13 protein-coding genes are annotated in these 15098 nt (G+C 45.4%); 7 read left to right on the top strand and 6 right to left on the bottom strand.

What is annotated here, in order from left to right; all coding sequences use genetic code 11:
• Positions 1–345 precede the first annotated feature (345 nt).
• Complete coding sequence (gene psb30, locus QUA53_RS00610) at positions 346–486, top strand: photosystem II reaction center protein Ycf12/Psb30 (RefSeq protein WP_333094330.1); 141 nt, start codon at positions 346–348, stop codon at positions 484–486.
• 106 nt (positions 487–592) lie between these two features.
• Here the strand turns inward: psb30 and recJ are convergent, their stop codons facing one another.
• Positions 593–2674, bottom strand: coding sequence for a single-stranded-DNA-specific exonuclease RecJ (recJ, locus tag QUA53_RS00605; RefSeq protein WP_333094328.1), 2082 nt, complete (start codon positions 2672–2674; stop codon positions 593–595).
• A gap of 320 nt (positions 2675–2994) precedes the next feature.
• Between recJ and QUA53_RS00600 the strand changes: the two genes are divergently transcribed.
• Positions 2995–3900: a bestrophin family ion channel gene (locus QUA53_RS00600; RefSeq protein WP_333094327.1), complete on the top strand. Its 906-nt coding sequence runs from the start codon at positions 2995–2997 to the stop codon at positions 3898–3900.
• Between the two features lie 65 nt (positions 3901–3965).
• On the opposite strand, the gene lnt is transcribed toward QUA53_RS00600, so the two are convergent.
• From lnt to QUA53_RS00585, 3 genes are all read right to left on the bottom strand, one after another.
• A complete protein-coding gene (gene lnt, locus QUA53_RS00595; protein WP_333094326.1) occupies positions 3966–5762 on the bottom strand; it encodes an apolipoprotein N-acyltransferase in 1797 nt (598 codons plus the stop codon).
• 187 nt (positions 5763–5949) lie between these two features.
• Complete coding sequence (psbA, locus tag QUA53_RS00590; RefSeq protein ID WP_333071427.1) at positions 5950–7032, bottom strand: photosystem II q(b) protein; 1083 nt, start codon at positions 7030–7032, stop codon at positions 5950–5952.
• Between the two features lie 547 nt (positions 7033–7579).
• Positions 7580–7927, bottom strand: a complete 348-nt coding sequence (locus QUA53_RS00585; protein WP_333094324.1) for a histidine triad nucleotide-binding protein — start codon at positions 7925–7927, stop codon at positions 7580–7582.
• Here QUA53_RS00585 and QUA53_RS00580 point away from each other — a divergent pair.
• From QUA53_RS00580 to QUA53_RS00570, 3 genes are all read left to right on the top strand, one after another.
• Entirely contained in the window at positions 7926–8132 is a 207-nt protein-coding gene (locus QUA53_RS00580) for a hypothetical protein (protein ID WP_333094323.1), read from the top strand. The two genes, QUA53_RS00585 and QUA53_RS00580, sit on opposite strands and share 2 nt — an antisense overlap.
• A gap of 48 nt (positions 8133–8180) precedes the next feature.
• Positions 8181–9710 carry a YifB family Mg chelatase-like AAA ATPase gene (locus tag QUA53_RS00575; RefSeq protein ID WP_333094322.1) on the top strand — a complete coding sequence of 510 codons (1530 nt, stop codon included), beginning with the start codon at positions 8181–8183 and terminating at the stop codon, positions 9708–9710.
• Positions 9711–10515: 805 nt separating this feature from the next.
• Positions 10516–11907, top strand: a complete 1392-nt coding sequence (locus QUA53_RS00570) for a hypothetical protein (RefSeq protein WP_333094320.1) — start codon at positions 10516–10518, stop codon at positions 11905–11907.
• A 300-nt stretch (positions 11908–12207) separates the two neighbouring features.
• Here QUA53_RS00570 and QUA53_RS00565 read toward each other — a convergent pair whose 3' ends face one another.
• Positions 12208–13050, bottom strand: coding sequence for a hypothetical protein (locus QUA53_RS00565; RefSeq protein WP_333094318.1), 843 nt, complete (start codon positions 13048–13050; stop codon positions 12208–12210).
• A 750-nt stretch (positions 13051–13800) separates the two neighbouring features.
• Positions 13801–14199 (bottom strand): DUF4342 domain-containing protein, encoded by a 399-nt coding sequence (locus tag QUA53_RS00560; RefSeq protein ID WP_333094317.1) that lies wholly within the window; start codon positions 14197–14199, stop codon positions 13801–13803.
• A 398-nt stretch (positions 14200–14597) separates the two neighbouring features.
• Here QUA53_RS00560 and QUA53_RS00555 point away from each other — a divergent pair, with 398 nt between their 5' ends.
• Both QUA53_RS00555 and QUA53_RS29100 read left to right on the top strand, forming a co-directional pair.
• Positions 14598–14723, top strand: a complete 126-nt coding sequence (locus tag QUA53_RS00555; protein WP_333221771.1) for a hypothetical protein — start codon at positions 14598–14600, stop codon at positions 14721–14723.
• Positions 14724–14943: 220 nt separating this feature from the next.
• Positions 14944–15042 carry a hypothetical protein gene (locus tag QUA53_RS29100; RefSeq protein ID WP_445304905.1) on the top strand — a complete coding sequence of 33 codons (99 nt, stop codon included), beginning with the start codon at positions 14944–14946 and terminating at the stop codon, positions 15040–15042.
• Positions 15043–15098 lie beyond the last annotated feature (56 nt).

Below are 15098 nucleotides of genomic sequence, written 5' to 3'. Positions count from 1 at the left end.
TGATTTTAGATTTTAGATTTTAGATTTTAGATTTTAGATTGGGAGCATTATGTGGAAAATGCCAAACTTTAGGAGACTAGAGCTCTTCAAGTATATCAATTGCCCGCGCCGGAGGCGGATCTCCTTCAAGGGCGTTCGATTTTAGATTTGAGGTTTTACATTCCGTTCACTTTCGGGGAAGGGGCATCAAATCCCTGGTTTGCTGTCACTGACAGGTCGATCGCACTTTACATTTTGTTGAATTTTGTAAAGTTCCTTAAAAAATATGGTCGATCGCCCGGTAAAATCAGAAGCGGATTTTCTAATTCAACAATCTAGACTTAATCACTACAGTCAGGAGGACAAATGGACTTTATAACCGATCTTTTCAGTGGTCTGGGTGGTGTAGACTACCAACTCATTGTTCAGGTAGCTTTACTCGCAGCCGTCGTGCTTTCTGGCCCGATCGTGATTTTTCTCTTGGCAGCTAGAGGCGGCGACCTGTAATTATAGCACGCTCCGGGGCGATCGAGAGTTGGGAGTTTTGAGTTTTAAATGATGCAAAATTCACAAGGCTCGATCGCCAATTTTCGCTGCTGCACCTGCTTTGTTATCAAATACCGAGGGCGTGTTTAGCAGTTTGAATCAAATTCTCAAAAAAAGGTAGAGATACATCGACTTCTCTAGCATCTTTGCGGGAGTTACCTAACAAACCGATGTTTTGTCCGGGTGAAACAGCCAGAACTTGCCCTTGAGAGTTGCGAATTCTCAATTCCTCGATCGATCCTGCAGGAGACAGACTGCAAGAATAAGTGCGATCGCAATAATCAAACTCAACTTTTCCGAACCTAGGTGGTCTGGAAGTAGCAGCATTTGCCGGTAGCCGAACGCCCAACAATTCTAACTCAACCGATGTCTTGCCATTAAAACTATTTTCCCGCAATCGGTAAGCAATATCAACCCGCCGAGGCAAAGGAAAATATTCCCCCCAACGCCAAGCAATCGCTTTCACACTAGCCGATAAATTTCCATCTTGACTTGCAGTTAGTTTAACGTGACCTCCTTTACCAACAATTTTTTGTTCAGTTATGCAAACATTAGGCGTCCAAAATACAGGAGCCTTATTTTCAATCCCGCAAGGTTCCAGAGCATCAATTTGTCGGTAAAGGTCGAGATTAATCTCAGCCAAATCCGCTCGCACATCTACTGAAACCAGCGGTTTTAGGTGTTCGGGTTGCAAACATTGATTGGCAAAAATTGACAGTTGATTGCGGAATTCTTCGAGATTATGAGCCGGCATAGAAAAACCGCCCGCCGCTTTGTGTCCGCCAAATTTAGTTAATAAATCAGCGCAAAAATTGAGCCCGTCAAATACATTAAACTCAGGAATTCCCCTCGCCGAACCCCTGATAATTTTATGGGCAACCTCCCCTACAGCCTCATCCTCAAAAGTACCAATAAACACAGGTACGCCGTAGCGTTCCACCAACCGAGAAGCTACAATCCCGATCACCCCGTGGTGCCAACCGGGTTGCACGACAACTAAAACTCGTTCTTGCTGCAAGTCGAGCTCACTTTCCTCGCACCAAGCAATTGCTTCCTGCTCAATTTCCTGGCACAACTCCTGCCTGCGCTGATTGATTTGTTCGCACTCCATCGCGTTTTTAAGAGCCAATTCGCGATCGTCCGTAGTCAGCAACTCTATCACAATTTGAGGGTCAGCCAGCCGCCCGACAGCATTAATCCGGGGGCCAAGCCTAAAACCAATATCTTCAGGCTTTAACGTATTGCTAGCTTGGCTTTTTGAATTCAGAAGAGGTAAACTTTCCGCACTTCCCGGCTGCACTCCCGCCACCTGAATCAAAGCCTGAATACCCGCCAATTGCGAGTGAGGCAACAGCCGTAAACCACGCTTTACCCAGCGCCGATTAACTCCTGTCAAAGGTGCTAAATCCGCAATAGTTCCCAACGTAAATAACTCCAGCAGCGGATTCACCAACCCGCCAACTTTTTGCATATCAATCGCCAAAGTAATAGCCAAAACATAAGCAACGCCTACGCCAGCCAAACCGCGATAGGGTGAAGATTCCGCGATTAATTTCGGGTTGAGAATAGCATCGGCCGGCGGCAGTTTTGGCGGCAAATCGTGGTGGTCTGTAATAATAACTTTGACACCGAGTTCTCGCGCTCTAGCAACGGGGCCGTAGGCTGCAATTCCGTTGTCAACCGTGAGAATGAGAGCGACACCTTCCGAGTGAAATTCTTCTACAATGCGATCGTTAATGCCGTAACCTTCTCGCATCCGGCTGGGAATAGCATAATCCACATTCGCGCCCAGAGTCCTGAGAGCTCGCAGCAACAAAGCCGTGCTCGTCATCCCGTCAGCATCGTAGTCGCCGCAAATCGCAATTTTTTGCCCTCCCGATATCGCCTCCCGCAACAGTTTGACACTCGCAGCCAAATCGGGAAACTCATCGGTTGGCGCAGGCAAAACCAGAGATTCTGGTTCGATAAACCCTTGTACTTCTTGAACAGAATCTATGCCCCGGTTAATCAGCACCTGTGCCAGCAAGGGCGACAAACCGATTTCGCCGGCAAACTTTTCGGCTTGCTGTGCTTGAGGCAAATAAATTTGCCACCGTTGGTTTGGCAATCGGTGAAAATGCGGGGGCACAGATGTCGGTAGCTTTTGCACGGAAGCTGAGGTCTAAAGATACATAATTAATCTTATCGAATTAAGTGCATCAGTCAATCAATTTTAGATTTTAGATTTTAGATCGATCATAAAGATGAGTTTTTGGGTAAAATCCGAATGTTGTTTGTAGGAAAGCTTTTTTGGGCAGCTCTCACCGCACCCAAATACTGATACCAGCACCCGATAGGAGTCGTGGAGAACCCAATATTTTAGACCTAAGTTCCAACCCCCACATTGCATCTGTGGAGTCAATCGTCAATCGAAAATCGAAAATGAACTTTGGGCGCAGAGGGCGAATTTAATTTTATGAGGAGACTTGCATGAGTGTCGATCGACCGCCTTGGTTTAAAATTGCATTACAGGTTCGGGGGTCTGTCATTCCCTCAATTTTGCCCCGCGTTTTGCTGTGCGGCGGATTTGGGGTGTTTATTTCTTTCCTGCACTTTTTCAACTTGCCCGTAGCCTTGCCGATTTTGTCTAGCATTGTACCGAGTATTGTCCTCGGTTTACTGTTAGTCTTTCGGACAAATACAGCCTACGAACGATTTTGGGAAGGTAGAAAAATGTGGGGTACTTTAGTCAACAACGTCCGCAATTTGGCGCGCCAAATATGGGTAGCAATTGAGGAAAAAGACCCGCAGGATATCGCATTCAAAAAGTCAGCCCTGCGCCTATTACCTGCCTTTGCAGTGGCGATGAAACTGCACTTGCGGCAAGAATCTGTAAATCCCGAATTGGAGCCGTTAATGTCCCCAGCACAGTACCAAAAGCTCAAGTCGATGAACAATCCGCCCCTAGAAATTGCCTTTTGGATTGAGGATTACTTGCACGAGCAGTATGAGGGTAATTGCGTTGATGTCTATCAGTTAACTGGTATGAAGGAGTTGATCAACTCTATGATAGATGTATTAGGCGGCTGCGAGCGAATTTTGAAGACGCCTATCCCTTTGGCTTACGCGATTCACCTGAAACAACTATTGTTGCTTTACTGTTTGGCACTGCCCTTTCAAATGGTAAACGATGTAAGTTGGGGAACCGGTCCTGTTGTGGCTTTAATTAGTTTTACTTTGTTCGGGATTGAAGAAATCGGCATTGAAATAGAAAATCCCTTTGGACACGATGCCAATGATTTGCCTTTGGACAATATTTGTGCTGCCATGCAGCGCAATATCGACGATTTAATTTCTTTATCTCCTAGCGTTCACGAGCACGTGAAAGATAAGTAGAGTCATTTGATTTTAGATTTTAGATTTTAGATTGGTACATAAAATCTAAAATCTAAAAGCTTCGATTAATTTTTTTTAACAATAAACCGTATTAACCCAGCCAATACTAACAATACAGGAGTCAGCCAATCTCCCCACCGCACGTACAAAGTCCTAGTTTTCCGCCTATAAATAGTAGCATCTCGGACTTCATAGGTATTAATTCTCGACTTCCAAACCGTCTCGCCGCGAGGATTTACAAAAGCAGAGTAACCCGTATTAGTTGCGATAGCTGCCCATCTATCAGTTTCAATTGCCCGCATCACATCTAAAGCGTGATGCTGAGCCAACATCGGTGGTTTGTAATGGGCATTATTGGAAGCTGTGAGCATAAATTCGCCTCCCTGCGCCGCTTGATATCGGAAATTTTCAGCAAAGGCTGAATCGTAACAAATTCCGACAATGGCGCGGCCAAACAGCGTATCAAATAATTGTTTAGAGTTGCCTGGTACTAAATGAGCATCTAAGGGAGAAAGCCGATTAATAATCCCGCCTAAAATTTCGTAAAAAGGGATATATTCGCCTAAAGGCACTAGCTTTAGTTTATCGTAGCGGCCGACAATTTCTCCAGTGCGATCGATCGCCAATAAGCTGTTAGTGATACTATTGTCTTGCTGCCCGAATCCTCCCACCCAAGCCACCACACCGCGTTCGAGAATAGCTTGATAAAAAGAAAGAGTAGAACGCTGATATTCGTTTGTCCAGATAAAAGGCAAAGCTGTCTCTGGAATTAACACAGCATCGACTTTTCTGTCTGCCAACTGTTTGTATCCACTGGTGTAACCTTCCAAAGCGCGCCGCCAGCCCCCTGAGTCAAACTTAATCTCGTTAGGAATATTTCCTTGAATAATGCCAATCTTTAAAGCGGTTGCAGCTTCTTGATTCAAAGGACGGTTGTATAAACTCCACCCTGCAATATGCAAAACTATACACAAACTAGCAGGCAAAAGATAAGCAATCCAATTCTTCCTTCTTCCTTCTTCCTTCTTCCTTCTTCCTTCAATAAAAGCTTCGGCGATTAAGCCATTTACTGCTACAATAGCGGCTGTTACTGCGCTGGGTCCGGAGAGTTGACCGAGGTGCAATATTGCTAAATTGTGCGGGCTTTGCGTATAAGATAGGGATGTCCACCACAGGGAACCTGTACTCCAAATACTTTCTAAGGCGCACCACAAAGCTGTGCCAATTAAAACGCGAGTTAATGCTGAAAATTGAGCATTAATCCCGCCAGCTACCCCTTGTAAAGGGGGGGAGTTAAGAAGAATAAGATCAGAGCTACCCCCGCCAGCCACCCGTTGTAAAGGGGGGGAGTTAAGAATAACAATAGGATTTTTGCCGGGTAAAGTGAGGGAGTTGAGAATTACAAATAGCCACGCCCAAACGGTGACTAAGGCGGCTCCCCAGAGGGTAATGAATGCCCAGCAAAAAAGTGCGATCGCCAAACTCGGCCACCAAGGAACTCCCAACCAAGTCATGGGGTGAATTCCCATAATCCAAGATAAAGCTAATCCGTGATACCCAATTCCCCAGAGTAAAGGAAGAAGGAAGTTCGGCAACGAGCACTGTACAAGATGTAACTGATGGATGTTGAGGAAAGAAGGAAGAAAGAAAAATTTTTGTTTTTGTTCTTCTATTTTTGGCTTTTGATAACTAACAACCAAAATCCACAGGGGAGCTAATGCTACCCAAGCCAATAGCCAGGCATTTACTGGTGCGGTTGTCAATGCCATCAAAATGCCGCTAAAAAATGCGATCGCCCAGGCTAATGTTTTGGATTTATGAACCACGAATTTTTCAAATTTGTGCCTGTTAAATATCGCCACTTTGATGATTGCTAAAAATAATAATTCCTAATTAATATATCAGATCAATCAGGAAGAAGGAAGCTCGGCAACGCCCCGTGTATGAGATTTAACGGATTTAAGAGAAGGAAATCTATCAAATTCTACTTGCCAAAACAAAAAGCGCCCCTATTTCTAGGAGCGCTTTTTGTTAAATCAAAAGCTAAACTTAGCCGTTGATGGAAGGAGCAACCATTGCTACTGGGGTGACTTCACCGGCGGCCAAGTCGAGAGGGAAGTTGTGAGCGTTGCGCTCGTGCATTACTTCCATACCCAAGTTAGCGCGGTTGATGACATCAGCCCAAGTGTTGATGACGCGACCTTGCGAATCGATAACCGATTGGTTGAAGTTGAAACCGTTCAAGTTAAACGCCATCGTGGAAATACCCAAAGAGGTAAACCAGATACCGACAACTGGCCATGCACCTAACAAGAAGTGCAAAGAACGGCTGTTGTTAAAGCTCGCGTATTGGAAAATCAAACGACCGAAGTAGCCGTGGGCTGCGACGATGTTGTAGGTTTCTTCTTCTTGACCGAATTTGTAACCGTAGTTCAAAGATTCAGTTTCGGTTGTTTCCCGAACCAAAGAAGATGTTACCAAGGAACCGTGCATGGCGGAGAACAGAGCACCGCCGAAGACACCAGCAACTCCCAACATATGGAAGGGGTGCATCAGGATGTTGTGCTCGGCTTGGAACACGATCATGAAGTTGAATGTGCCGGAGATACCCAAGGGCATACCGTCAGAGAAGGAACCTTGTCCAATTGGGTAGATCAAGAATACTGCGGTGGCTGCTGCAACTGGTGCAGAGTAAGCGACGCAGATCCAAGGACGCATACCTAAGCGGTAGGACAATTCCCATTCACGACCCATGTAGCAGAAGATGCCGATCAGGAAGTGAAAAACTACCAATTGGTAGGGGCCGCCGTTGTACAACCACTCATCTAAGGAAGCTGCTTCCCAGATTGGGTAGAAGTGAAGCCCGATCGCATTCGATGAAGGAACAACAGCACCAGTAATGATGTTGTTGCCGTACATTAAGGAACCAGCAACTGGTTCGCGGATGCCGTCGATGTCCACAGGAGGAGCAGCGATGAAGGCAATGATGTAGCAGATGGTGGCGCTGAGCAAGGTGGGAATCATCAAGACGCCGAACCAACCCACATAAATGCGGTTTTCGGTGCTAGTTACCCACTCGCAGAACCGTTCCCAAACGTTGCCGCTTTCGCGACGCTGTACGGTTGTTGTCATTTGGTTTATGATTGCTTAATTGAATTTTCAAGGTTCGTTGTGGGGATGCCCCACGCTTATATTAGTAACACCATTCACTCTAGTTTGCCAAGGGATTACTGCTGACAATTTAAACATTTTACAAACTTTTACAATAACTTGATATTTCGTAAATATTTGTAGTTTTTTACAAAGTAAAATTACACATTCAACGGGTTACATACAGCGACCACAAGAACAGAATCTATTGCCTGTAGCTTGGTTCAGCAGTTCAAACACATTATTTGTGTTCAGGTCGATTCTCTTTCTACTTAAATATTTCTTAATTAGGTCGTGAAGAGATGATTTTTAATATTTATTCACATATAACACGTGGATTCTGCGAGGGTAAATTTGTATCGGGAGAATACTAAAAACCACGTTTATCGTGCGATCGGGCTGCATTCTCAATAATCTCCAATCAACCGGGTTTATTGACGAAAAAAAACCCGGTTTCTGAAGCGCTGGGCAATAGAAATCAAAAGGGTTTCTGAGGATGAGTCCGCAAGTTCGGCGTGAAAATTAGGCTTTAGCCTGGGGGCCACTTCATCTGCCGTCCGCCGAGAATGTGAAGGTGCAGGTGGTCTACAGTTTGGCCGCCGTCGCTGCCACTATTAATGACGACGCGATAGCCGTTGCTAAGTCCGAGTTGTTCTGCTACCCGCTTGACAGTCAGTAGCAGGTGTCCCATGAGAGCATGATCTTCCGACTCGGCATCGGCTAATTTGGCAATAGGCTGTTTGGGAATGACGAGGATGTGGACGGGTGCTTGCGGATGGATATCTCTGAACGCGAGGGCCAAGTCGTCCTCATAAACGATGTCTGCGGGAATTTCTTTTCGGATGATTTTGCTGAAAAGCGTTTCTTGAGTTGCCATGAGTGTTAACGAAGGAAGAAGGAAGAGGGAAGAAGGAAGAGGGAAGAAGACCCAAGTGGGAAGAGGGAAGAGGGAAGGCCCAAGTGGGAAGGGGGAAGGGGAAGAGGGAAGAGGGAAGACCCAGCAGGAGAGAAGGAAGAGGAGAAAAAGAAAAGGCAAGGAAAAGTTTTTCTTGCCTCTCCCGATATTCATTAGTCATTGTTAATCATAATAGATGATGAATCAAGGACAGGCAAATTAAGGATAAAGAAAAATGCTTGCTAGGGTTTGGAGTGCATCGATCGTTGGAATTGACGCGGTAAAGGTGGGTGTTGAGGCTGATGTGTCAGGCGGGCTACCGAAAATTGTGGTTGTGGGGTTGCCAGATTCTGCGGTGCAAGAAGCTAAAGAAAGAGTTAAGGCTACGCTAAAAAATTCGGGATATGGTTTTCCGATGCGGAGTATTGTGATTAATTTAACTCCGGCGGATTTGCGGAAGGAAGGGCCGAGTTTTGATTTGCCGATTGCCATTGGCATTTTAGCAGCATCGGAACAAGTCAGCCCTGAACTTTTGGGAGATTATTTGTTTTTAGGGGAACTTTCTTTAGATGGGAGTTTGCGGCCTGTGGCTGGGGTTTTGCCGATCGCCGCTGCTGCTCAAAAAATGGGTATTTCAGGGTTGGTTGTACCGGCTGGTAACGCGCAGGAAGCGGCTTTGGTGCACGGAATATCTGTTTATGGTTTTGAGAATATTTTTGCTGTTACTGATTTTTTGAACAATCCTGAAGCTTATTCGCCTGTAGAAATAAACGGTAGAGAAGAGTTAGCAAAAACGCGGTTTTCTGGTCTAGATTTAAAGGATGTAAAGGGGCAAATTCACGCGCGACGGGCTTTGGAAATTGCGGCGGCGGGGGGACACAATTTAATTTTTGTGGGGCCGCCAGGGAGCGGTAAGACGATGTTGGCCAGGCGTTTGCCGGGTATTTTGCCGCCGCTGACTTTTGGTGAAGCTTTGGATGTAACTCAAATTCATTCGGTGGCGGGGTTGCTGAAGGATAAGGGGAGCTTGGTGGGCGATCGGCCTTTTCGCAGTCCTCACCATTCGGCATCGGGGCCTTCTTTGGTAGGTGGCGGCAGTTTTCCGCGTCCGGGCGAAATTTCTTTAGCACATCGCGGCATCCTTTTTCTCGATGAATTAACTGAGTTTAAAAGAGATGTTTTGGAGTTTTTGCGGCAACCGCTGGAAGATGGTTATGTGACGATTTCTCGGACTAGACAATCGGTGATGTTTCCGGCTCAATTTACTTTAGTTGCAAGTACGAATCCTTGCGCTTGCGGTTATTACGGGGATTCGATCCAACAGTGTACTTGTTCGCCGCAAAAGAGGGAGCAATATTGGGCAAAACTTTCGGGGCCTTTGATGGATCGGATTGATTTGCAAGTGGCAGTTAATCGTTTGAAACCTGAAGAAATTACGCGACAGCCGACGGGGGAGGAGTCGGAACCGGTGCGGGTGAGGGTGCAGCGGGCGCGAGAGCTCGCTACTCGCCGTTTTCAGTCGGAATCTAGTTTACGCTGTAATGCCCAGATGCAAAGCAGCCACATTAACACATGGTGTCAGTTGGATGATGCTTCTCGGAATTTATTGGAGATGGCAATTCGGAAATTGGGGCTTTCTGCAAGGGGGAGCGATCGAATTTTGAAAGTTGCTAGAACTATTGCTGATTTGTCGGGGGATGAAAGCTTGAAAACTCATCATGTGGGGGAGGCGGTGCAGTATCGGACGATCGATCGGATGCAGTAAACAGCGGCTCAAAAGACACAATCCCCGATCCCCGACTTTTTAAAGAAGTTGGGGATCTAACAGTTGATTCGGCGATTTGCATCGCTTCTAAACATACGAAGTCCCAGCAGAGGGGAAATAAGGGATTAAGGGGGTATTTAAGCTCGGTTAATGGTGTCCAATTATTTAATTGAGCCACTGAAACGCCCCGATGTTCCCATGTTTGTTGTCTGATTTTGTGCTGCATGGTGCCAGGATCGCTGGTGAGAGTTGCGTAAGTTCTGTTAGTGTTATATTGGGAGAGGCGACAGGAAACCAAGGCAGCAGTTAAAGTGGCGATCGAGGAAGCTTTAGATCGATTTACCCAAAGCTACTCAACTGAAGTGTATTAGCGCAAATATTAAGATGTTTATCAGCACGTCTACGGATCTTATGGTGAGGCCACACGCAGTATTTATACCACCGCAGCTTGAAGCTGGTGTCAATGCCACACACCCACAGCTTTTGTCAAAAATTCCTCATAATTTCATCAGAAATTCATCAAGTTTTTACCCACTTTTTGGCATTTTTACTGTAATTTATGATACCGATCACCAAAGTTGCACCAATCTTCCCAACGGCTGAATTTTTAATATTTAATTTCTCGCTCTCGCTCTCCCTCACTCTTCCTCACTCTTCCTCACTCTTCCTCTTTCCCTGGCCCCCTCTCGCTGTTTCACCTTAAAATTTTAAATTTTTGAGTGACAAATCATGGCACGATCGCAGCGCGTTTTGATACCATGCAATCAAGCGCAAGACAATCAGGGAATGCACTGGAGGTGTGTAAATGGAGCTTTTCGCAGAACAAAAACGGTGCTTGGATTGCTTGGTAAGCTCGATCGAGCAATTGGGAGGTCGAGTAGACATTCCAAAGCTAGAGCAGATAGCTGAGCTAATCATTCAAACAATGAGAGGGCCTTGGCGGTACTTTCACACGTCGGAACACATTTTTGAGGTCGGGGGGTCAGTCGATCCGATCGAGGTTCTGGCTGCGCTGTTTCACGACCTCGTGTACGTGCAAGTCGATCAGGGCGTTAGTTTCAATATTAGCAGCGCCCTTTGTCCTTTTGTCAAAGAGGTGCGATCGCAGTTAGTTATTAGAGATGAAACCGAACTGCCCGACGATGCCATGTATCAGCTAGTGGCCTCAGTATTTGGGTTTATTCCCGGCAAGACTCTCTCTCCGTTTGCCGGCCAAAACGAATTCTTGAGTGCTGTTATTGCTGCCAAATCTTTGGAGCCTTTTTTGCCAGCTAGTACGATCGCTGAGATAACAGCTTGCATCGAAGCTACTATCCCTTTTCGTCCCCTTTCGCCCAGCGGTTTGAGCGCGATCGAACTTTTGCACCAGCGTTTGGTAAGTATAAATCGCGATTTTAACTTGGGATGGAGCGATACCCAAACCGTAGAAATTGTCAAGCGAGCGGTCAGGTTAGCCAATCGGGATGTGGAGAATTTTGCCTCTCCAAATTCCTCTAATTTCTTAGACAATACCTGGAATTTGATGCCAGAAACCAACCACGAATTATTGACCAATGTTAATTCCTATACTGTTGCCGGATATCGCAGGTCTCTGCAAAAAATGGAAGGATTTTTGAACTTCCTCAAACCCGAACTGGTTTTCCAGCAGTTTATGCAAGAGCCGGACGATGAAACCTACGCTAACCTGATTGCCAGAACTCGCAAAAATATCGAAGTTGCTAAACTTTATTTTGGGGTCAAGCTAATTACCATCGCCATTTTAGAAGCTCTTTCTCACCGTTTGGGTAGCGATATTCCGCTTTCAACTATGATGGGAGAATTGCGCGCCCCAGGAGGATTTAAGACCTCTGTTTTGGAGGATTACTTGCCCAACAAACAGATAGCCTACCCATTAGAAACTGAGTTGGAAAAAGAGGTTTTAAATTTGTTAGCAATAGGACGAAATCAAGAATCGCGCTATGATATTAAAAACTCTCCCGTAGCTACGTTTATTATCAAATCTATCGGCTTTGCTGAAACAGAAAACCTTTTGAAGAAAGCTCAAGAGTTTTTTGCCGGTCATATTACCTCGGAAGAGTTTCTCTCTTACTGCGCTCCTGATGTCATCGAAACCATCTCCTCCGGCGTGATGAAACTCTTTGACAGCAGGAAAACAGCTTTAGGGAAAGTTAAATTAGTTCACCAAACAGTTTCTTAGGATAGGTTGGCACAATCTTAAAACGTTTTCCATCGCAGAAACTTGGTGTCTTGAGTTCAGCCACAATGTCCGGTTAGTCTGAGATGTTGCACTATTGTCAATAACGGGCTCTGGGGCCCGTTCCACAAAGAATGAGTTTTTTTGTGGGGAGTAGGTGTTTGGGAAGAGATCCCGCCCATAGCAGGCTTATTGACAATGGTGCAAGCTCTCAGTTTAAACCATAAAAAAAGTCCTCTTTAAAGGACTTTAGCTATGAGTCTAGGGTTTTAGCCCCTGGCGGACTAATTCGACATCCAACTTCTATTGCGGTGAACCAGCCGCACCCTCTGCACCGGAGTTGCTATCAGGTACAGCCGTACCTGTAGGATTAGAATTGCTCTGGCTTTCCGTATTAGTTTCGCCGCTCGTACCTGCTCCAGAAGCACCATCATCTTGAGTTGGAGATGGAGTAGCTGAACTCTCCGGTGCTGGAGTTGGCGGAGTGGAAGCTGGGTCCCTCTGCGAATTCGGAACCGTAGTATCGGTATTATTTGACGGCGAAGATGGAGACGGCGCTGCTTCCTTAGCGGGTGCATCTTGCTGCTGTGAATTTGGAATTGTAATATTGATATTGGGAGCCGGACTTGTTTGAGGAGCCGGAGTCGCCTGTTGAGCTGGACTTGGTTGAGGAGCAGGCGTAGCTTTTTGAACAGGAGAGGGTTGAACCGGAACCGGAACAATCTTTTGAATGATCGTTTTTTCTCTCTCTATAGTCCGAGTCGGAGCTGGTGTTGCTGAAGGCTGATTTGCTTTCGGTACAACAATCACAGGAGCAGCAGTAGGATTAGGAGCCTCCTCGCCCCGATTGAAGTAATATACACTGCCCAGAACTAAGCCTACCAAAGAAGCAAGAAGAATCCCTAATAATAACCCGCGACCTGCATTCTCATTATCGCGGACTTCTTGGACTCCAAGTTGGCGGTGGTTTTCCGCCATTTGACCCTGTACATAACCTTGGTGATGAGCTGCTTCTTTAGAAGCCTTCGCCGCTGTACTCGGAACACTTGTAGTAGTTCGTGTTGTACTGACGTGACCGTTAGTTGCATCTGTGTGAACTTCTTGATGAATTTCACGGCTAGAGCTATTTTCTTCGTTAGGTTTCATAATTATCTTACCCACAATTATTCAAAAATATTTGTCTCTAGGAGATTCTCTGGTTTGAAAACTTGAGCTAAGCTGTTGAGCAGTTAAATCACTTATTTTGATTTACTGTCAAGATTCAGGTGTAAGCGTTGGGTGTTTGGCTCATACCATACCAGTTTAAATGCTTAACAGCTTTCTGCTTAGGGAGTTTAGAGAACTGTTGGTTTCTCCTTCATCTGTATTAAATATAACTCGCCAAGGTATTAAGCAGGCTCTACCCTCAGAGTGATTGCCAGAGTCCCCAAAGGAATAGAATTAGCCGGACTTCAACAAAGAAGACCGGCTAAATGAGTTATTTATAATGCTTGCAGAGCAAGCATCTAGCAATCGCAGGAGTCGTAAATTTTTGATCCTACCCCAATCCTCCCCGAAGTTGCGGAGAGGAAGTAATAAATTCGCTGCTGCGAGGATTGTTATTGATGATTTATGACACCCTTAAAAGTGGCAACTTTACGGTCGGAGTGGGAAGACAATTCATCAGAGAAATCTGGAAACAAGAGAAGGGAGTAGTAAGAGTTACTAGCTTTCTATTTATCAAGCCACTTTATGCTTGAAATTTGTTTAAATCCGGTTAAATAGCCACAATTAAGTTTTTAGTAATCAAGGCAAGTTTTTTCTTCTCCATCAAGAGAGGATAGTCGTACTCACGACCAACAAGCTTTATTACGAGAAATTAACCGGACAGAAGCCTTACTAACAACTAATTTTTTTTTACTCGGTTCTTTCAATGATGATAGTCATGTGAGCAACTAATGCACCTATCGCTCCTACTGCTGCAATTACTGGAAACAAGGCCGCACCAATCACTCCACCGACTACTCCGACTGTCAGAGGAACTTCTACCAAGATCCGCCCCTCTTCATTTTTGATAATGATGCGTCGGATATTTCCTTCGTGAATCAGTTCTTTAACTTTAGCTACCAAATCGTCGCCGTTAATCTTCAATTCCTCGACGCTAACTTTTTGCTGAGTATAAGCTGGGGTTTCTAAAGGAGTTGTTTCAAAATTAACCTCACTAACTTTTTGGGAAGAAACTTTTTCAGATACAGGTATTGATTCGAGTTCTCTTGTCCCGACCGGTTCTTGTAGGCGATCTGTAGGGGTGTCCATTTTTTGTTCTCCTTTTAGGTAAAAGTATTTTTGTATAGAATTATTTAGAAATATAACACGCAGCTTTTTGTCGATAAATCCTTCTTTTGGGTGATATTGCTGCTGGTGCTATCGTGCCTTGGTCTCTCGATCTTTAATCGCGATCGCCTAAAATCCTTCCTCGGTAGACCCTAGCTGGCGACTTCTCTAGTGCCGCTTGGTTAACAGTCTGCTTCTGGGCCTCGCACCGCCCCACTCTTCAAAAACCTCCAATCGAGACAGCCCAAGGATTAAAGGGACTTTCACACTCTCAGAGACTCAGACTCAACAGGTGTACAGGTTGAAATACTGACATTGTACTGAAAGTACGATCGTCGCGCCGTGTATACAGTTACCACCTCTAGTTCGGGAAACCGCACATGGAAACCGTCGCTTACTTTCCTCAAATGTCATTTGAATTTAACTCAGTGCGATCGCCCAAGCAAACCCGCCCCCCCGAGGTTCCTCAAATCAACATCTTAGAGTTTCTAATGAGAATTGCCTAAAATCAAGGGGGAGGAGAAGTAATCGCAATCAAAATACTATCGCAACCAAACCAACTTCCTCAAATTGAAGTGGAGGTTGGGGAAAGGCGGGTAAAATACTATTATTTCCTTCTGCTTCCTCTTGATTCTCCGTATCCGATTTGCCAGTGACAGAATCTGAATATCAAGTTGGCTGCCCGACGGTACTTTTCTGTAAACTTTTAAGGCACATCAAGCGGATGTGTGGAATGTGAGGTTTAGTTGCGATCGCACAACTTTAGCATCGGCTGGGAAAAATTCGTCGGTGAAGCTTTGGAGGATCGATGCGAGTAAAGTATAAGCTGCCGAACTTGACAAATTGCTCGCCATCGGCTGTCCCTGGCTGGAAGACTACCT

The organism is Microcoleus sp. Pol12B3 (genome assembly GCF_036701355.1).
Classification (GTDB): Bacteria; Cyanobacteriota; Cyanobacteriia; order Cyanobacteriales; family Microcoleaceae; genus Microcoleus.
The sequence above is the reverse complement of the archived record's forward strand: the minus strand, read 5'-3'. Positions and strand labels throughout refer to the sequence as shown.